This is a genomic window from Gammaproteobacteria bacterium (assembly GCA_029882975.1).
Lineage (GTDB): Bacteria > Pseudomonadota > Gammaproteobacteria > SZUA-152 > SZUA-152 > JAJDNG01.
On record JAOUJW010000013.1, the window covers coordinates 44,226 to 64,099 of the forward strand.

The window sequence follows — 19,874 nt, forward strand, 5'->3', positions numbered from 1 at the left end:
ACGATTTTTTGTTTGAAAATCACGCCACGCCACAATTGGGAGATCGTTGTGAGATTCGTCCAGGCAAATCCACGTTGCGTTTGAAAATATGCATTTAACTCTCTTGAACCTGGCAGGGTAGTACACCAGCGGATTATTTAGACGAAGCAATCCACGCCGAATGGTATTGTATACAGATGCTTGAATATTTAGCTCCAAAACACGAAGCGGTGGAGGAAAGTTATCTTCATTGTCGCACCCCATTTACATCTCCCGTAATTTTCCTCAATACCATTCCAAAACCGAAGAAATCCTTAGCTCAACCTTATTTTCCCGCGTTTTCAGAAAACACCCGACTGGCAAGAAAATCAGATGCCTCTAAAGTAACCAACTCACTACGGGTTACAGTACCCGTAGGGCTGTTAAACAGTCGGTTCGCCTGACGCAGCCTGGCCCGATCCAATGCGTTGCGGATTGATCTGGCGTTGGCAAAATGATCCAGTTTCATTCGCAGCTTTATGTAATCATGGAATACTTTTTCTCCGTCGGGGCTGAACCCATAGTTCTGTTCTTTTAACATTAACTTGGCAATCGCGAGCAATTCCCCGTCACTATAGTCGGGAAAATCCAGATGATGAGCAATGCGCGAGCGCATTCCAGGGTTGCTTTCGAAAAACTTGTCCATTCGGTTCTTATAGCCGGCCAGAATTACAACCAAATCGTCCCGATTGTTTTCCATAACCTGCAGCAGGATTTCTATAGACTCCTGCCCGTAGTCACGTTCATTTTCTGGACGATACAGATAATAAGCCTCGTCAATAAACAAGACTCCGCCCATCGCTTTTTTGATAACTTCTTTAGTTTTAGGTGCTGTGTGCCCAATGTATTGCCCCACCAAGTCATCGCGGGTTACGGTAACCAAGTGGCCTTCCCTTATGTAGCCCAACCTGTGCAGAATTTCCGCCATACGTAAAGCAACGGTGGTTTTTCCTGTACCTGGGTTACCGGTAAAACACATATGAAGAGTAGGACTCTCGGAGCTTAGCTCTAATTGTCTTCTCACTTTATCTACCAGCAAGAGAGCCGCTGTTTCTTTTATGCGTGTTTTAACCGGAGTCAATCCCACAAGCTCCCGATCAAGTTTACCCAATACCTCTTCAATATGCGTGTTATTGAATTCGGCTTTCAGATCGATGGAATCTTGTGTTTTATCAGTGTCAGCAATTTGTTCAGTCATGGGCAGTTACGTCTATTAATGTCATTTATCATCGGTTTCCAATCAGGACGGTACACACCTGAGCAGATGTGCACCGTCCGGCTACATAGCTCTATCTATAGACGCGCTATAGATATCGCTCTCCTTCAGGTTTATCAACAGCGTACGACTCAATGGTATATCCCACGCTGCGGCCATCGCGCTCCTGTCGCTTCAATCTAAATCCAGGCTCTTCCGTTGGCCGATTGACAATGTAAGACATTGCCGGTGATTCGACACCTCGGGAACTGTCAAATGCCGTCACCCGAATATAGTGCCTTGGAAAAGTTTTACGACAATTGTTTACTTCCAGCATAATTCCCGCAGGGTCCTTCAAATCAAACATGGGCATTCCAAACATCTCCCAATAGGTATTACGTGGATGCGGGTCATCGGTATATTCGATACTAACGGCCCAGTTATTTTGTAACGCATATTTAATCTGTTTAGTTATCTGTTCGTCAGTCAAGTCCGGTAAGAATGAAAACTGCCCTTGGGTAAGACGATTACCGTGATTGCTCATCATAATGTATTCTCCTTTTACGGTTAAATAGCGTTAAGCGCTAACGGTTTCTGTCGGAACAAAATCTGCCGTATCTGTCGACTCATAATTGAATGAAATGTCTTTCCAAGTATCGAGCGCTGCTTTGAGAGGCGTACACCATTTAGCTGCTGCCTGCAGAATTTCCGGTCCTTCGTTGATATAATCCCGACCTTCATTTCTTGCCAAAATCATGGCCTCCAGCGCCACCCGGTTGGCTACCGCGCCTGCCTGTATTCCCATTGGGTGACCAATGGTTCCCCCACCAAATTGCAACACAACGTCTTCACCAAGATAGTGAATCAGTTGGTGCATTTGACCGGCATGTATCCCACCGGAAGCAACCGGCATAACTTTGTTCAACGATGCCCACTCTTGATCGAAGAACAAACCATTTTCCAGGGAAGCCGGAGTGCGAGTCTCCCGTAGAGTGTCGTAGAATCCCTTGATCATCAATGGATCACCTTCCAGCTTACCAACCACTGTACCCGCATGAATGTGGTCCACGCCGGCCATACGCATCCACTTGCATATAACCCTGAAATTCATACCGTGATTTTTTTGCCTTGAATAGGTGGAGTTTCCTGCACGATGTAAGTGCAGAATCATGTCGTTTTTGCGCGCCCATTTGGCCATGGTTTGAATGGCGGTGTACCCGATAACCAAGTCGATCATTATTATGACGGAACCCAGTGACTTGGCAAATTCGGCTCGCTCAATCATTTCGTCCATAGTACCGGCTGTAACATTGAGGTAATGTCCTTTAACTTCACCGGTTGCAGCGCTGGCCTTATTTACCGCTTCCATACAGTAAAGAAATCTATCTCGCCAGTGCATAAAGGGTTGAGAGTTGATATTTTCGTCATCTTTTACAAAGTCCAAACCGCCTTTCAGAGCCTCATAGACCACACGCCCATAGTTACGTCCGGACAAACCCAGCTTGGGTTTAGTGGTTGCGCCGAGCAGAGGTCTTCCGAATTTGTCTAATCGCTCTCGTTCAACCACAATTCCTGTGGCCGGTCCTTGGAAGGTGGTTAAATAGGCTACGGGTAAGCGCATGTCTTCAAGACGCAGTGCCTTGACTGCTTTAAAGCCGAATACGTTACCAATAATGGATGCGGTGAGATTGGCAATGGAGCCCGGTTCGAACAAATCAAGATCATAAGCAATATATGCAAAGTATTGCTGCTCAACATTTGTACCTGCTCCGGTATTTGGTACAGGTTCACTGCGATACGCTTTGGCACGATACAATTCACAGGCCGTTAACCGGTCTGTCCATACTACAGTCCAGGTGGCAGTAGAGGATTCTCCAGCTACAGCCGCCGCCGCTTCTTCGTGGTCAACACCAGGCTGAGGTGTGATACGAAACATCGCAATGACATCCGTGTCTTTGGGAATGTAATCCGGTTCCCAATATCCCATTTTTTTGTATGGAATGACCCCTGACTTGTACCTGTCCTTTCCTTCTGTAATGGTTTCCGATGCACCCATGGAATCCTCCTCCAATTGAAATGATTGTTAAATATTTGTGTATTTGCTTCTTGTATTAGCCGTACGAATTGCACAATGCACTGCATATGTTATAAATAACAGTCGAAATATTTGATGAAAACCATCGACAATAATCTATGGATAGACCTTTACCTTCAGCATTAGCGCGCCGCATTAGTTTTCGGCAGCTACAAGTATTTGAATCCATTGCTCGAAACGAGAGCTTTACCCGCGCCGCTGAAGAATTGTTTCTTACCCAACCCACCGTGTCCATGCAGATAAAAAAACTGCAGGAAAATGTGGGTACAACCTTATTTGATCACATAGGTAAAAAGGTTTTTCTTACCGAGACCGGAAAAGAGCTGTTTAAGAGCACAAGGGGTATCCTAGAACATTTATCCTATTTCGAAATGCAAGCATCGGATCTGCAGGGTATGAAAGCCGGGCACCTAAGACTGGCAGTGGTAACAACAGCCAAATACTATGCACCATACAAGTTAGGGTTGTTTTGTCAACAGTACCCCGGAATTGAAGTGTCACTGAAAGTAACCAACCGAGAACGGATACTTGAACGCTTACATCAGAATGAAGATGACCTTTACATCATAGGGCAACCGCCGGAAGACAAAAATCACTGCTTTACCTATTTGGTGGAAAATCCCTTGGTAGTAATTGCCGCTAAAGACTACCACTTGACCCGAGTACAGGGGCCTTTAACAGCGAAGCATATTGCCACTCAGCCTTTTATTATACGGGAACTCGGATCGGGCACACGAAGTGCCGTGGAAAACTATTTCCGGCGATGCAATCTAAGTTTAAATATAAAAATGGAACTGGGAAGCAATGAAGCAATTAAGCACGCTGTAGCCAGCGGTTTAGGAGTGTCAGTGGTTTCACGTCACACCCTTTCTATGGAATTAAGAAACGGCCCTGTAGTGGAATTGGATGTGGATGGTTTTCCGATTTCCTGGCCGTGGTATATTGGCTACCCAGCAGGAAAAAATCTTTCTGTTGTCGCCAAGACGTTTCTGGATTTTGTTCACAAAAAGGCCATTAAAACATAGCTTGCACACGCCGGTGAGGACTGCTCGCCACCATCCGCTAAAAGTGGATAGTTCACGGCAGGGCTATCGTACCGGAATTATCACCTTCATTTTACCTATTTACTGCCTATGTGCAATCTACAGACATAGATCCGCCACACATGGTAATCCCATCCTTTAGTGCAATGGGCTCACTGGTAGGACGTTTATTGTGATACTGGCAAAACGGCACGATCCACACCAGCCGCAAATCATCCGCATCACGAACATGCGCTCCGACTTCCACCACATTTCCACACCATTTCGCCACACATTTTTCCGGCAACGACTCTCCGGTTCCCCTTTCCCAATGTCCAAGCCAAGTCTTTGGAAGGGTTGAACATTGGCATTTACGTTTTGAGGTTTTTTCAATATTAAAAACAAAATGGGGCAATTAGATTGACTCCTATTCCTTGGGTACAAAGACAAAATTGCCGCACAATACTATGCGGTAATCCGAATATATGAAAGCCTGGATGACTCCTACTCTGTGACACACCAAAGCATGATTGAGTTTAGCGGTTTTTCATTCTCTACATAAGCTCGCAAACCTTTAACTCCTGCCCCTCAAATAATGGCAGTCTGTGCGCAAACATCATAATCTGTAAGAAATTTTAAGTTTACTTCACCTTATATTGGCCGACATCACAAAACTGTTATCAAACCATTTGCGAAAGTCGGGCTAAAAAGCACACTTTGCCATTTGGCATGATTTGGTCACAAATCCAACGCCGCCCGAGTTGCCGGGCCAACAATACCGTCGATGGTCAGACCTTGTTTACTTTGGAAAGCGATAACGGCTTTTTCCGTACCGGGACCGAAGATACCATCAATATCTACGGTAATATCGAAATTTTTCAGCGCTTGCTGCAATTGGCGCACGTCTTTACCGCGCAGGAAGGGACGTTGCAGTTTAAGAGGACGTTCGGATTCATCTTCGGCGGAGGCTCTGACGGTAGGCGTGTGAGTCAAGCTGACTTCATCTATGGTAATACCATGCACCTGGATAGGTAATTGAACTTGCCAGTTGTCAGCGTCGATAATTTTCTGGAAGCTGTCCATACGGTATACGGTTCTTCTCAAAAGTCGGTTGGAGTGATTGGCGAGCCAGTCACGCCGGGTTTGGACATAATGGGTAAACCAGGTTTGTTCTCCCAAGTCTTGTACAGTACCGAAATTTTGTACGGTGCGGTCTCTCATGCGGCGCCAACTGCCGTGAATGGTACTGTCATAGATTATGCCGACACCCAGCGGCACTTCAGCATGGATGTAACCTGCAGAGACCAAACTGGGTGTCCAATAAACGCGATCAAAAAACGCATCTTGCACCTGATGCATGACCGGATCTTCTCCGGCTCGATGCAGCAAATCGCGAAAACTGAAATCACTGTCCAAGGTGAGATCACGATTTTCCAGACGATTGAGATACGGAGTGAGTTCTGCCGCCAGGTAAGCATGTTCTGTAACACAGTAGTCCTTGATGAGTAAATACAGATTACCACTGGCCAGGGTGGTTTGCGAACGCCCATAAGTTAAATGACCGGTATCGCCGGACATTAATGTCACCTGACCGTATTCCCCTTGAATTTTTCCTGTTTCAAATACATTGACAATGGCTTGTAGTGTTTTCTTTTGCAATTCATTTACCATTTAATCATCTCCCTTAGCCACCCCAGAAACAATCATGCGGTATAGATTCAAGCCGTTGGCATCTAGTGGGTATTAATGTGAAACTTTGCTTTATGTTTCACGACCAGATGGTTGGCACTATAGCCGCGCAACTCCATATTAACCTGATCCGCATTGCGTAACACTACCTCGTCTTGCAAATCAATATTACTTTGACCGTTCTGAGGATACACTGAGTGTAGCTGCACATCACCTATGGTTGCATCAATTCGATCAATATTACTACTGACAATTTGCAATACCGGCAAACGGTCGTCGCGGGCCTGCAATTGCACATCCAAACTGTACTGCTTGGATTCAGCAATTAAATCAATGGCGGCAGCGATTAAGTCTTCATTACTCTGCAACACATCTCGACGTGTCATACGATGCACCGCATCGGGCTCGATCCCCAGATCTTCGATAATGTCACCCTCTTGATCACCCACGCGCATGGTGCGGCGAATGGCAACGCGAATATCGCTACCTTTGGGGAGAGCTTGATAAGGGCTGGTCACGTCCGGACTTTGGTGCGGTTGCATCAAGCGGGACAGTAATTGGTGAGTCCACACATTGGCTCCACCTGCACCGGTATTGGTACCAGTACCCAGTACCGGCCCGATTTTATGATCTTTAAAACCGGCCGCAAAAATATCCGTGGCGCTGTAGCACAACGGATCAACAATGAGCACAACCGGCCCAAAGTATTGCTGCCCGATTTCATTGCATTTGTGCTCCGGAGTAATGGGATAACCTAGCGAAAATGTCGCACCGGTTTGCACCGATTGTTTCATGGAACGCACCCAGGGTTGCAACTCCAGCCCCGGAAAGATTTCCGACTTGGCGTGGTTGCGACACAGCGCCAGGTTCAGAGGACTGTTGATAAACTGAGCGCGTTCCGGTTCGATGGTTCTTGGTGTCAGTACCTGCAACAATTGCTCTGCCGCATAAATCAACCCACCGCCATTACCGCGCACATCAATGACCAAACCACTGTCCGGCAGTAAACCTGATAAGCGCACAAACTCCTGTACGAACTCATCGGCACTTTTAGTGTTAAAAGTGAAAATACGAATGTAGGCGTATTCCATTCCTGAATGCTTGATCTTACGCGCACGAAAAATGGCGGGTAGCAAACTGGAAATCTCAGCGTCGCTGCGCACGAGCTTTTCCACCTGAGTCGGGTCACTGAGACCATCGGCTTCCACTTGACTAACGTGGGGCACAAACAACACTTTTTTGGCTTGTTGTACCGCATCGGTCTGATCGTCATTACCCAGAGCAGCCGCCTCCTTACGTAACACACCAAAGGGAGTAGCACCTGCCGCTGCACCCGCTTGGAACATCAACCAATCCTGCTTCCATTCCTGAGCCTGGCCCTTTAAGTCTCTATAAGTGATATTGACCCACTCCTCCAACGGCGGTAAGCCACTCGCCAGCGGACGCAGGGTTAAGCTGTTAATACCCCTAGCCCATCGCGCGGCTTTATTGCTGCCGGCGTGACGATTGGCGTTATCCTGAATGGCAGCCTTAATAGGTACGCCATTCCAATGGGTGATGCTCACACCCTTTTGAAAACCTTCAGGAACCAAATCAGTGACTATAAAGCTGACGATGTATTTGTCCTGGCCGTTTTCCCATATTTCCTCGACCAAAAACGGTAACCAGGCGGTATGACCGGCAAAAGGCCGGGGTAAGCGATAGCCGGTATGCAAGTCACGCAGGGAGTTAAAGATATGACTCAACTCATGATGGAAATCTAACTCGGGTGGCATTTCAGCTTCGTAGGTTTCATCGAGCTGGTACTTTAACAAGCGCAAGCGTTGCAACGGATCCACGGCATGCATGGCACGCTTCAAGGGTAAATGCACATAGTTTTCACCGATAACAATCATGGCCTGTTGCACAATACGCTTACGATCTGCCAGCGTCAGCTCACCGGAAAGACGCAGAAACGGGGCCAGTTCCCGTGTGGACTGCAGCACCTGGGGCGCCAATGGTTGGGTACTTTTCTCCATTACCTCAGCCGTCGGCGACAAACGCTTACCGTACAAGGGCGGCAGGCCGGTTTTAATAAAGTCCGGCAAATTGCGCGCCCCCATGAGCTTACGCAAGTGCGCTTCATCATCAACCACGGTGATGGGCTCCAGCTGCATGGGATCGGTAACATAATAGGATAAGGGCTGTGTCGCCAGGTGCAACCGGACCTCTAACTCAGCATCGTCTTCCTGAAAGTCCATATCAATGCGCCATTTGGCACCGGTGTGATCCACACTACCGCTGAATAGGTTAGCTGCCTGCGCGGCATTTAAGTCCTGAGCCAACCGGGGTAGATTGGCCATGGCTTGCTGCAGGCGCTGGGTCGCCTGGCTCAGACTTAAGGCACCCACCAGAGGGTCGGCATCGTCTTGCTTCAGATTAAGCATGCGCTTGGAACGACCAATGGTGATACTATCCGAACCCGGACCGAATACATCCATTAACCGCGGTTGCCCCAATCGCGGTACGCCATCAATCACAACCAGTGTAATGGAGGTTTCCCTCGCCTTGATTAAACGCAGATAGTCTTCGTCACTACCCGAACCTCCGCATTGCCCATTGACAGCAATGATATCAGCGCGTAACCCCGGCTCAATGGAACCCAGGTGTTGATGCCACTGAACAATGTGCGCCGGATTACTGGTTACCATAGCCACCAGTTCCTGCGGACTAAACACGGAGCCCTGCTGTTCACTGGCAAGCCAGGCAACTTTCAGCTCACCCAAAAGATTTTTTGAACCACTGGGTGCCCAATCCGAGCCCAGGGCCACCTTCAAACCCGCTTGCTTCACTGCGCCCAATGACGCCGTGGCTCCGTAGAGTAGGTAATTGGACAGAGGGGACCACACCATAGAGCCGCCATGATCGGCAATGACCTGATAATCCGCTGCGTGTAACGCTGTGCTGTGAATACCACAGAAGGCTTCGTTAATGGCCCATTGGCCATTATCTTTTTGTAACCGCAGAAACCAATTGCGCGCAGTGTCATCCACACCTTCACTCAAGTGCTGTAAATAGCACTTTTTCTTATACAACTTTTGCAGATATTGCTCCGCCTGACCGCTCACCGGATTGCCTATATTGGTGCCTGCAGCAGGCCAAGTGCTATCCAGCGGTTGTTCTACATTACGTACCAAACCTTTGTAGTAACGCTTGATACCGGGCTCTGATGACAAGGAGATACCTTGGGTCGTAGTCACCCCGCCCAACAAGGCACGCATTTCTACATATCGCACCAACGCTTCCACCACACCTTGTGTGGCTCCCAGCACCTGTGTAGGCTTGGTGATTTGACGGCGGTAATCTTCGGAACCCCGCCATTGACTGTTGTTGGTATATTTTTGCGGTACGTCCCACAGGGGCATGGCATTGTAAGCAAGGTGGTTATGCAACTCGATGAGACCAGGGTATAGCGTGTCACCGGTTTTGATTCGGTCGGCATTTTTATACCCGGCGGGTGCCCTGGCGGAGATGGGCTTAACAGCTTCGATAATTCCCTGATTGATATACACGGCACCATCTTCCACGATGCCTTGCGGGCTCATAGTAACGAGCCGGCCTTGCAGTACATACGGATCTATCCTGGGGTTCACGGGCATGGCGGCTCTCCTTTATGGCCTGCGTTAATCGCCGGATTATTTATATCGTCCTTTCAGAACTGGGCCCTTTTCCTTGACCGATACCGGAGGCTGATGCCACCGGCTGTACCCCTTCCGAGGGGTGCCGCCACCTCAACTCATGTCCAGTCGCCAGATGCTGCGCCCGTATGTGGCAGCAGTGAGGGTGTGATCCTTTTGATATACCAAATCCACCACCGGCACATTGGGCAGGTTGCGACTAAGGCGCTGCCAATAGGCGCCGCGGTTTTCCGAGACAAACACACCCACGTCGTTGGCGACAAAAACACGGTCCGGCCGATCCGGTTGTACCACAATGGCGTTGTGGGGCACATCGGGCAGTCCGTTATCTATGACTTCCCAGGTAAGCCCGGCATTTTCTGACCGAAACACGTGAGCATTGCCAAACCCACCCACTGTAGCATAGAGCAAATCGGCGTTGTCAGGGTTGGATTCAATGCGGGTGATGGTTTTCCCTGGCAATGCGGCACTGGCAAGATTGGCACTCCAGGTATCGCCGCCATCCAGGCTGCGGAAAAAACCACCGTTGGTGGTACCCACGTAGATGCACCGCGTATCCGCTACAGCAACTTCGATGGCAGTAACCGCGCTGTAATCCAGCATGGGTGATACCGCTTTCCAGCTATTACCCTGATTGCGTGTGCGCCAGACTCGTTGTGATGCGGTAAACAACTCTTTCGGATTATCCGGATTCATTGCGGTGAATGCCATCCATACTGAGCTTTGCTCTTCTTCCGAGGCCGGTGGCGACACATCAGCGTAAGCATCGCCTATGAAACGATATATATGAAAGAATTGATAAGACGCATAGACGTGATTTTCATTGTGCGGATGAAAGATCATCCAACCGCCATCACCGCCCAACAGTTCGAAATGATCACTGCGCCCACCCGTCACCGTTATCAACGTTCCATTATCCTGAGCGCCACCACCAAAGTAATCACTATTACTCGGGGCCACATCTAAATCATAGTACATAGTGATAGCCAAGCCATTGCTACGGTTTGCCCAGTGGGCACCATAGTCTTCACTCACATCCAGACCACCGTCGTTGCAAGCGTAAATACGCCCCGGCGCATTGGGGTGCATGGCCAGGGCATGCTGATCGGCATGAACATAATCGGGGGCGCCGCGATTGGCCCACCACTTACTCACTTGAGTCCAGCTCTTGCCACCATTCACGGTCACGTGCAAATCCACGCCCCCGCAAATCACAAACTCCGGATTAAAGGGGTCCACGGCGATGGCACTGTTATAGGACATTTGCCTCTCATCTTTGAAATGATTCCCGGCCACATTGCGCCAGTTATCCCCCATGTCATCACTGCGAAATACACCCAGTACCGCATCAAAGCTTTTGGCAGCGATGGCATAAATGGTATCCGGTTGTGATGGGGCAATTGCAAGCGTGGTCCGACTGAATTGTTCAAATGAAGAATCCGGTAAGCCCTTGGTCAATTGCTGCCAGTTGACTCCACCGTCCAGCGAGCGCCAAATACCGTTACGCCAACCGCGTTCGTCCACCGTGGCAAATACCACGCCTTGTCGTGTTGGGTGAAACACCACATGATGACACCAATAATTGTTAGCGGAAATGAAATCGTGCTTGACCCAGGTAAGACCGGCGTCCTTGGATACATACAGGCCGGAACTCACGTCATCGCGATAACCCACTCCGCCCAAGATGACATGATTGGAGTCAAACGGGTCCACGGCAATGGTGCCGATACGGGTAGGTATGCCGGTCTCACGTGACGTAGCCCAATGTTGCCAGGTGTCGCCATTATCATCGGAACGATAGATTCCCACACCGGGATAAGAATCAGCGGACATATTGGCCTCACCGGTGCCGCAATAGATAATCTCCGGACGTGACGGGTCCCTTGCCAGTGAACCGATGTTTAAATCTTCCTGATGCAACAGATAACGCCAACTACGACCTGCATCCTTGCTGCTCCACAAACCACCCCCGGCTGCACCGATGATAATATCGTCCGGATTGTGCGGATGCACGGTAATACTGGTCACTCGTCCGCCAATATTGGCCGGCCCTACATTTTGCCACTGCGCTTCTCCTGACAGCTCCGGCATGCTGCGGGCACGACGACGTTCTTGATCCAATTTGAGATTAGGCGGTTCACGAAAAGGCCAGGTGGCTCGATCTTGAAACCAAGCCGCGCGGTGTTTATGTGCGTTAATACGACCGGGTTTTTTCAGCTTGAGTTGTTTCTTCCGTGGACCGGGTTGGCTAATAACCTTGCTGACCTTGACGGTCGCCACCTTAGCCTTAGTGGATTTCTGTGCTGTCTTTTTGACGGACTTTTTACTGCTGCTTTTAGTTGTGGCTTTCTTCAGAGCCGAGCGGGCTTTGCCCGTCTTGCTTATATTTTTCTTGGCCGCAACTTTCTTTACCGCTTTTTTCTTGGCGACTTTTTTTTGCGCCACTTTCTTTTTTACCGTTTTCTTTTTTTGTGAATTCTTTTTTTGTGACGTGTTAGCAACGGGTTTCTTTTTACTGCTCATGATTCACCTCCCCGTTTTCCTTGCGCCGCACCGATCCCGCTTGGTCTACGACCAGGCCTCAGCATACTGGCCAACCAACTGAATACCAGCCAGGTCGCCAGAAACCCAAGGCACTCCAAAGTAAACGAATGAAACTTGTAAAACACTTCGGCAATGATAAACGCCGCAACGCCTGTGGGTAGTTCTAAACTAATGGTGGGTCGCCATCCATTAGCGCGTAACATGGTGTACATAGTCCCCCTCCTTACAACTTACACATTGGCGTCCTTTTATTCAGAACGCTTCTTCATCTATCAAGATTCTAAACGTGTATGACAACGCCTTGATGAAAAAGATCGTTGTTTTCACTTTAACTCGTTAGACTCAAACTAAAACCCAATGGGGTCCACTTTAAACTGTCCCCCGCAATTGGATTTAAATTGACCTTGGCTTTGTTTTAATAAATCTCCCAAGCTATCCTCTTTGCGTATTTTGGACGGTAATTGCACATACACATCCACCAAATTACCGTTTTGGCATTTTAATTCTAATCGCTGGTGTGCACCGGCACCATGAGCACAATCAACTTTTTCTTTGAACTCGGTTTCGCTTACCGTTTTACCGATACGACTGGCGATAAAATAAGCGATGCCGCTGCTATTGAATTCCTGCGTCAATTCCACCGCCACGTCGAAATACTCACCCATAGACCAGCCCACCTGACAGGTACCGTGTTTGTACCACTCATGGCGTTGCAAACAAGACCCGGCTGCCGCACTGGGCATCACTTGTTCCAGCTCCTTACGAGTTTCTGTAAACAATGACAGGACAGGATAGTCGCAAAAATCACCCGGTTTACCGCGTACCTCACCGCAAAAACCGTACTTGGTACCGCACGACTTTTTGTTTGGCCACAACCCGTGCAATGTGAAATTTACAGCTTGGTAGGATTTCTTATCGTCTATTCGACATTCCGGTTTACTTCGATGGCTTTCGCAAAACGCCGGTTGCCAGCTTAAGGCGAGAACATAACTGTCCTCCAGGCCCGGTGTATGGCAAGTCTCTGGAGTTTCCCCACCATTATTACCGCCATTTGCACCACCGCCACCAATCTGCACACTCGCTGTTCCGCAATGTTTGGCCACCCAACGTTGCGGCGGACTGGCTCCGTCGTACTGAATCCGATACCAAGACGGATTGTTGGACCGATTCACTTCAACAACCGCATAGGATTTATTCAGCTGTAACTTTTTATGATCAGGGTTGGTACGTTTGTTCTTTGACACATAAGCGTCACACGCTTGTGTCGCTTTTAAAGATCCAGATGCAGGCGCGCCGGCCGAGACAAAAGAAATAGAAATAAGATTAAGACATAAAACGAGGACAACGAATCTGTAATGCCGAATCATGATCACTGAATCCCTGCAGTTGTGAGTTTTGAAGTGTAACCGAAAATACCTTACCACGACATTGCAACTTCAATACACTCTAGACACAAAAAACCCGCTGCTTTAAAACAGCGGGTGTGTTACAACAACTGCAGTAACTCAAGTTAGGGTATTACCATTTATCTACTGCTTTTATATATCGACAATGGGAATCGACTTAAAACTGATTCTACTTTGCCCGACATCAAACGGCTCCGGATTAAAACGGTTTAGCTCAGTTCTTGGACAATACAAAACGCCCATTGGCAGCCTGTACCGGTCGGGCATTCTCGCCCACAATGGACAAAAACTGCTTGATCTGCTGCTTGGACACCTGCACGGGGTTTTTCATCACAAACCAGTTAACCCCTTCACTACACGGTGGCGTGGTTAAGGAACCTTTGAAATGATAGAAAGATTTGTTAGCCGGTAATAAGTGCTTAGGGTTTAGGCTGGCTTTCAGCATTTTCCTATCTTGGTGCTGTGGCATATCACCCCAGAATTTGTCCAATTGTTTGTTGTTGCTACCGGCTTTTAAAAACACACCCACCACGGCCAGCTCACCCGCCTTATTCTTGTGAACTAAATGCATCTCCATGTCATAGGGTTTGTTCCCCACCGTATTTTCACTGGGGCTGTGAAAATGAAACTGCAGCAAATCGTATTGCTCCGTACCCACTTTAATGGAGCTGGCAGCGTTGTTGTTCACCTGAATAGTATGACCATTGTTAAGCACCTCAACCAGGGATGGCTGGTAATTAAACTTAATACTGGACAACTTAGCCGACAAGGCATGATTGATATCAATAGGAGACTGACGTTTACCGGAACTGCACTCAGCATACTCCGCTTTCATCGAACCCCAATTATCCGGGCCACCGGAACCACCATAGCCCCAATGATCATGACCGGAACCGGCCAAAGCAACGCTGGAAAAACAAACAGGGGCAATTAAAAAAAGTTTCATCAATTTCATTTTTTTCGTCCTTAAATAAAATTAGCTTATCCATCGATGTCTGCCCATATCTTTTTGCTCATACTTTTTGCCTGCAATATAAGCCACTCGCTTGAAAGCCACTCGCTTGAAAACCACTCACCAAACATAGATCGATAAAATACAGATATATAGCCATTAGGTCAACTAATGAGAGTTAGTCTAAAATTTAGACAAACAACAGCCCCTGGACTCAAAACAAAGTTTTGAATTGCTTTTGCCATGGATGGCATTATGCCTCTAAGGCCACGGATGACCGAGCGAGGCCCCCATACTGGATACAACTGCTTAATTATTAGTCAGTTATGATTACAACGGAAGAACCACAGTGAAAACTACAAATACGGACGAGCTCAAATCCCTTGAAGCAGGCAAGAAAAACCAACCCTGGTCCCACTCAATCCGCATCCGGAATTTTTATGCTTTGGCCTTGAAAAATCAACCAGTTTTTGTCAAAATGCCCAACCTTTTCGCGCTGCACCCAAGTTAGCGGGTAGCAGACACAGTTTTACGATCAATGCGCCCGTAGCTCAGTTGGGCGAGGCGGATACAGAAAAAGATCCAGTGAATCTTTTTCCCGCCGAGCGCCGCGTCAGGGACGAAGTGGCTGGGTGAGCCGAGTGTTTTGTGCGAAGCATGCTTCGCACGAGGCGAACGGGAGGGCAGGACGCCCGACCTGGTGTAACTTTAATGACCGAAAGTTGCGCCAGGGATGGCTAATCCATTTAGGAAAGGCAGACACAGTTTTACGATCAATGCGCCCGTAGCTCAGTTGGATAGAGTACCTGGCTACGAACTAGGGGGTCGGGAGTTCGAATCTCTCCGGGCGCGCCATAAATAAAAAAAGGAGATCCGCTGTTGGGATCTCCTTTTTTTATTTAAGGCGTACTCAAAGCCCCCAAAACAATCTATCTCGCGCTTGCAACATCACTAAAATCCAGAGCTGCAACAATTTTATTGAGAAGCTCCTGCTCGCCTCCCCCTTGTTGAGCCAGCAGTGCATTTTCGGCACTGGCATCACGCTGGGAAAGCGCTATACGCTCAATATAGTTCCGGTTGCACTCCGCTACCTTGGCTTTTAGTTGGTTCAATAAAGCAGCTATTTCGCTCGGCGTCCTTACCCAGGCTTCAATAAAAAGACCTTCTTTTTGGTTGATTCTGGGCGCGTTGGCTTGTTTTGATAACAGGGCATTCAGGTCTTTACACCAATCCACCGGCCCCTGGTGTGACAATTTAAAGAAAATATCTATATACGGTTCTTTTCTGATAACCGGTGGCCGTTTTTCATCAATGCCCGTAATTCTGAGATCGCTGATACCTTTCATGTTTTACTCCTTTGCGAATTTGGACAACACAGATGTAAATCAATCGGTATCGGCATGTAATGCGCAGTTAGTTAGAATAGCTTAGTCGGATGAATATATCAGACTAAAGGCTGTGAGTAGACAAATACCTGTTAGGTTAGCGGCCAACATCTGACAAATCTGTATCTTCTATATTAGTGGTTCAACAAATACTGATTGTATAGATAAAATGCAAATCCGGATTGGCAGCCCGGCGTCAGCCCAGTGTGTCGCGAATCCAAAATTAGAAACAGAGATTACACGTTTCACCCTGCAGGTATACTGATATTTGTTATTATATTCAGTCAGTTACTTATACCCATCGCCACTAAGTCACTACACACTCGCCAACGTGGTGTCATCATTGTATTATTGTATTAATCGACGACGTGCCGATGGAGTTTTTTTACCCAGGGAACAAAAGTATGCGCTAAACATGGCAGGGGACCTTCAGCGCAGGGAAAGTCACTTATCGTACCGGGGGAAGTATGAAGCGAATAATAATAGCAATAGCAGTCATTTTCACGTCACAGGCTGCGTGGTCCGCTCCTTATAAAAGTATGTTCGGGTTCGAATATGATTTACCCTCCGGCTGGTCGGTATTGAAATCCGATGCGGCTAAGAACGAACTGTTACGGGACTTGGGCTCGAATGATTTATATCAAGGCAAGGGTTTTGGCGATCTGCTGGAAAAGATTCAGGCAGGAGAAGTTGAGTATTTACTCAGCGACAAAATAAACCGTTCGAATTTTAAAAATAATATGCGCATCCAACTGGTGAAAAGTTCTAATCAAACCAATCTCACCGACGAGAGCTATTCCTGTGCTGAAAAATCAAAAGAACTTAAAGACCTTTACTTCCGCCAAATTCGGATGAAAGGATGCCACGTTAAAAAAAGTAATGGCGTTGCTTATCTGGAATATTCTTTTTCCCGACCCCACTTAAAAATTGAAGCCGTACAGAGTGAAATACCCATCGGTCCCGGAATGAAATTAGTACTTATGGGAACCAGCGACACAAAAGTGGTGAAAAGTCTGGTGCGACATCACAGCTACATGTTGGATGTGGTCATCGAACACTACAAAGATGCTAAAAACGTCCCCGTTAATGCCAACAAAGCCATCACGGAATCGAAGCCCGTGGAAACCGTATCGACTCCGGTTATCAGTGAAGCCAAACTTGACGATAGTTTTTCATCCTCAGGTTTCGACAGTACTGAACCAAAAGAAGATTTGTCAGCTACGAAAAATTCGACCGGTTTTGACAATACCAAAGCACTATTTAGAGCACGTTCCATGTTCAATAAATCCGATGAAAAGGACAGCTATAGGGAAAATGACAAGGATGACTATAGGGAAACAATAAAGGAAGAGGAAAAAGTACAAAAAAGCTTTGATGATCAAAATCGTTTACAAGCTATTGACCTCTCTCAATCGGCTGAAGAAATGGAAAAAATGGCAGAAGCCTATTTCACCGGCAAAGGCGTGACGAAAGACATTGACAGATCTATTTCTTTATTTGATAAAGCCGCTAACTTAGGGCTGGCGTCTGCGCAAAACCGGTATGCCTCTATCCTTTACCAGGGACTGGGCATTAAAAAGAATCCAAATGAAGCAAAAAAATGGTTTTTGGAAGCAGCCAAACAAGGTCACAAACAAGCGGGTAACAACATTGTCGCCATTTACAATGCAGAAGCACGTTCCGGAAACGAAAGCTCACGACATGCTTTGGCGTTAATGTATATTAACGGCGACGGTGTGGAAAAAGACCCGTATAGAGGTGTATCACTGCTGGAGAAAGCAGCCAAACACGGACATGACCCCTCCCGAGCGGAGTTGGAGAAGATCTATTCGGAAGGCTTACATGGAATAACTAAAAATCCGGATATGGCGCTTAAGTGGTCGGCCAGTAAATAAGTGTTTCGAGTACGGTGCGCCGATAGCAACACAGCAACCTCGCCTTTGGCAGGTGGTAATACGAAACAACCCAACAGCCCCCATCTTTCGCGCATAGGCACAACAGCCTGCCGACCCTGCAATTATGCACGAATTCAACAATGATGATTCGATTGTGGGGTATGGGGGTTTCCCCAGAAGCTGACCTCAGCAACAGGGACATTACAATTCTGACTGGCGTTTGCGAATTTCTTCCGGCCAATGGCTTTTAATATAGTTCAATACGGTTCGAATCTCTTCATCTGTTAATATATTCTCGTACGCCGGCATATCGCTTTGATAAGCTTGCGGGGCGTTGGGTGGTACCATACCGAATTTCACCAAATCAAACAGCAACTGATCCGAGTGGTGCCAGGTATGCCCGGTCTCATCGTGGGGCGGTGCCGGCAGCCTTCCATTTTTATTTCGTGTTTTCCAGTTTGGCTGGCCTTCGAGCTTGTCACCATGACAGAAAGCACAGTGCGTCAAATACAGCAATTCGCCGTGCTTGGCGTATCTGTATTTATCCAAAAAGAAATAGACGCCCCCCAAAACGACCAATAGGAAAAAAATCAGTCCGGTGAGTTTTGTGGATGTGATTTTTGACTTCGAAATACGCACACGATTAACCAAGTTCAGATCTAATCCCACACAAACTTTCTAAATAACTCTTTGATGGTTTCCCGGCTTATGGACCCTACATCGGGAGGATTAGCCTGCACCACGGCGTTGGCCCATGTTGTCGAATTTACCTGACTCCACTCGAGATCATTTTCCCCGGCATAGGTATACAAAAATAATACCTTACCTTTGATATAAACGAAAACAGCTGTTACGGTTGTAACAAACGTTTCAGGATTTCCCTTTTCGTCTGTCATTTCATACTTTACGTACGCGGTATAAGCGAGTAATTGATCCGTTTCCATAAACACAGGTTGGGGTACTACTTGGGACACGGTCAAAGCCAAATCCATGTCATATTGCTTGCTAACATCGTTGCTGATCTTATCCATCATTTGATCAATTTTGGCTTTGGCGTTTTCCATAATTTTTTCATTTTGTTGCTTAACCCCTTCTTTGAACCGGGAAAATTCTTTTTTGGTAAAGAACGATTTTACCAAAGCTTTCTGAGTTTGTACGGCAAACCTTTTATCGAGATCGGGGATTTGATTTTTCAGTGCCACGGACGCAGCATCTTTGGAAATAAAGACTTGGTATTCCACATTCATAGGAGCTACAAAATTCTTTTGGAACTCCACTAACGCTGACATTTCCGGCGTTACTGCCACAAATTCCGGAGGATTGGGAATTTGGATCGCGGTTTCTCCGATAGAGATTTCCACCGCTGTAACCACAGTAGCCAACAACAAACTGCCGATCGCCAAACACCATGATAAGAGCTTATTCACCCGGGAAACCTCTGCTTAAGTCTGTCGATGGTATCTATGGGAACTAAATAGGCTTTAACCCAGCGCCCTCTTCCTCCACACTCATTTGGTTAATTAGCGCATCCAGTCCCAGTTGTAAATGCTTCAACTCACCGTCGGTCATTCGCTTTAACGCATCCAGAACGGCTCCCTGCGCCGGTCTTGGGGCTTGAGACAACAACTCGGATCCTTTAGGGGTTAGAAAAAGTTGTACGACGCGCTGGTCCGGTCCACTTCGATCTCTCCTGATCAACTTTCTATGTTCCAGTTTGTCCAACATGTTACTGGCAGTAGATTGGTGAATGGAAAGGGCTTTGGATAAATCCGATACTTTTTGACCGGGGGCCGCAAATAACTCCCACATGGCCCACAATTGCACACCGGTAACACCGCATTGCTTCTCTATCCAACGGGAATGGGCTTGGGTGGTTCGAACGACCACACGGAAGTCCTTCATAATACACTGGGCCACATCATCTCGCGCAGCAGCGGCTTTTTGTTTTTTCACCAGGCCGGAGCTTGAGGATTTTATTTCTACTTTTTTAGGCATC

Annotated in this window: 16 protein-coding genes and 1 tRNA gene; 3 read left to right on the forward strand and 14 right to left on the reverse strand. The window is 47.5% G+C overall.

Annotation, left to right across the window (positions count from 1 at the left end; translation table 11 throughout):
* Positions 1 to 304: 304 nt before the first annotated feature.
* The 3 genes from cbbX to OEY58_11210 all read right to left on the reverse strand — a co-directional run bounded on the left by cbbX (position 305) and on the right by OEY58_11210 (position 3,269).
* Positions 305 to 1,216 carry a CbbX protein gene (gene cbbX / locus OEY58_11200; protein ID MDH5326019.1) on the reverse strand — a complete coding sequence of 304 codons (912 nt, stop codon included), beginning with the start codon at positions 1,214 to 1,216 and terminating at the stop codon, positions 305 to 307.
* A gap of 106 nt (positions 1,217 to 1,322) precedes the next feature.
* Complete coding sequence (locus OEY58_11205) at positions 1,323 to 1,760, reverse strand: ribulose bisphosphate carboxylase small subunit (GenBank protein MDH5326020.1); 438 nt, start codon at positions 1,758 to 1,760, stop codon at positions 1,323 to 1,325.
* A 30-nt stretch (positions 1,761 to 1,790) separates the two neighbouring features.
* Positions 1,791 to 3,269 (reverse strand): ribulose-bisphosphate carboxylase large subunit, encoded by a 1,479-nt coding sequence (locus OEY58_11210; GenBank protein MDH5326021.1) that lies wholly within the window; start codon positions 3,267 to 3,269, stop codon positions 1,791 to 1,793.
* A 137-nt stretch (positions 3,270 to 3,406) separates the two neighbouring features.
* On the opposite strand from OEY58_11210, the gene OEY58_11215 reads away from it, so the two are divergent.
* Positions 3,407 to 4,333: a LysR substrate-binding domain-containing protein gene (locus OEY58_11215; protein ID MDH5326022.1), complete on the forward strand. Its 927-nt coding sequence runs from the start codon at positions 3,407 to 3,409 to the stop codon at positions 4,331 to 4,333.
* A gap of 106 nt (positions 4,334 to 4,439) precedes the next feature.
* Here OEY58_11215 and OEY58_11220 read toward each other — a convergent pair whose 3' ends face one another.
* The 7 genes from OEY58_11220 to OEY58_11250 all read right to left on the reverse strand — a co-directional run bounded on the left by OEY58_11220 (position 4,440) and on the right by OEY58_11250 (position 14,601).
* Positions 4,440 to 4,622: a hypothetical protein gene (locus tag OEY58_11220; GenBank protein MDH5326023.1), complete on the reverse strand. Its 183-nt coding sequence runs from the start codon at positions 4,620 to 4,622 to the stop codon at positions 4,440 to 4,442.
* A gap of 446 nt (positions 4,623 to 5,068) precedes the next feature.
* Complete coding sequence (locus OEY58_11225) at positions 5,069 to 6,001, reverse strand: peptidoglycan-binding protein (protein ID MDH5326024.1); 933 nt, start codon at positions 5,999 to 6,001, stop codon at positions 5,069 to 5,071.
* Between the two features lie 62 nt (positions 6,002 to 6,063).
* Positions 6,064 to 9,657, reverse strand: a complete 3,594-nt coding sequence (locus OEY58_11230) for a S41 family peptidase (GenBank protein ID MDH5326025.1) — start codon at positions 9,655 to 9,657, stop codon at positions 6,064 to 6,066.
* A 132-nt stretch (positions 9,658 to 9,789) separates the two neighbouring features.
* Complete coding sequence (locus tag OEY58_11235) at positions 9,790 to 12,219, reverse strand: hypothetical protein (GenBank protein ID MDH5326026.1); 2,430 nt, start codon at positions 12,217 to 12,219, stop codon at positions 9,790 to 9,792.
* Positions 12,216 to 12,452 carry a hypothetical protein gene (locus OEY58_11240; protein ID MDH5326027.1) on the reverse strand — a complete coding sequence of 79 codons (237 nt, stop codon included), beginning with the start codon at positions 12,450 to 12,452 and terminating at the stop codon, positions 12,216 to 12,218. The genes OEY58_11235 and OEY58_11240 overlap by 4 nt, the downstream gene beginning before the upstream one ends.
* A gap of 135 nt (positions 12,453 to 12,587) precedes the next feature.
* The gene (locus tag OEY58_11245; protein ID MDH5326028.1) at positions 12,588 to 13,484 is read right to left on the reverse strand and encodes a ribonuclease T; all 897 of its coding nucleotides are present in this window, start codon (positions 13,482 to 13,484) and stop codon (positions 12,588 to 12,590) included.
* Positions 13,485 to 13,860: 376 nt separating this feature from the next.
* The gene (locus tag OEY58_11250; GenBank protein ID MDH5326029.1) at positions 13,861 to 14,601 is read right to left on the reverse strand and encodes a carbonic anhydrase family protein; all 741 of its coding nucleotides are present in this window, start codon (positions 14,599 to 14,601) and stop codon (positions 13,861 to 13,863) included.
* Positions 14,602 to 15,376: 775 nt separating this feature from the next.
* Here OEY58_11250 and OEY58_11255 point away from each other — a divergent pair.
* Positions 15,377 to 15,453: transfer RNA gene (locus OEY58_11255), tRNA-Arg, on the forward strand.
* A 74-nt stretch (positions 15,454 to 15,527) separates the two neighbouring features.
* On the opposite strand, the gene OEY58_11260 is transcribed toward OEY58_11255, so the two are convergent.
* Entirely contained in the window at positions 15,528 to 15,944 is a 417-nt protein-coding gene (locus OEY58_11260; GenBank protein ID MDH5326030.1) for a hypothetical protein, read from the reverse strand.
* Positions 15,945 to 16,450: 506 nt separating this feature from the next.
* On the opposite strand from OEY58_11260, the gene OEY58_11265 reads away from it, so the two are divergent.
* Entirely contained in the window at positions 16,451 to 17,878 is a 1,428-nt protein-coding gene (locus OEY58_11265; GenBank protein ID MDH5326031.1) for a sel1 repeat family protein, read from the forward strand.
* Positions 17,879 to 18,079: 201 nt separating this feature from the next.
* Here the strand turns inward: OEY58_11265 and OEY58_11270 are convergent, their stop codons facing one another.
* Genes OEY58_11270 through OEY58_11280 form a run of 3 tightly spaced genes read right to left on the reverse strand, consistent with a single transcriptional unit; the run spans position 18,080 to position 19,873 of the window.
* Complete coding sequence (locus OEY58_11270) at positions 18,080 to 18,517, reverse strand: cytochrome c (protein MDH5326032.1); 438 nt, start codon at positions 18,515 to 18,517, stop codon at positions 18,080 to 18,082.
* Positions 18,518 to 18,537: 20 nt separating this feature from the next.
* Positions 18,538 to 19,305 carry a hypothetical protein gene (locus OEY58_11275; protein ID MDH5326033.1) on the reverse strand — a complete coding sequence of 256 codons (768 nt, stop codon included), beginning with the start codon at positions 19,303 to 19,305 and terminating at the stop codon, positions 18,538 to 18,540.
* Positions 19,306 to 19,348: 43 nt separating this feature from the next.
* Positions 19,349 to 19,873: a MarR family transcriptional regulator gene (locus OEY58_11280; protein MDH5326034.1), complete on the reverse strand. Its 525-nt coding sequence runs from the start codon at positions 19,871 to 19,873 to the stop codon at positions 19,349 to 19,351.
* Between the last annotated feature and the right edge of the window lies 1 nt (position 19,874).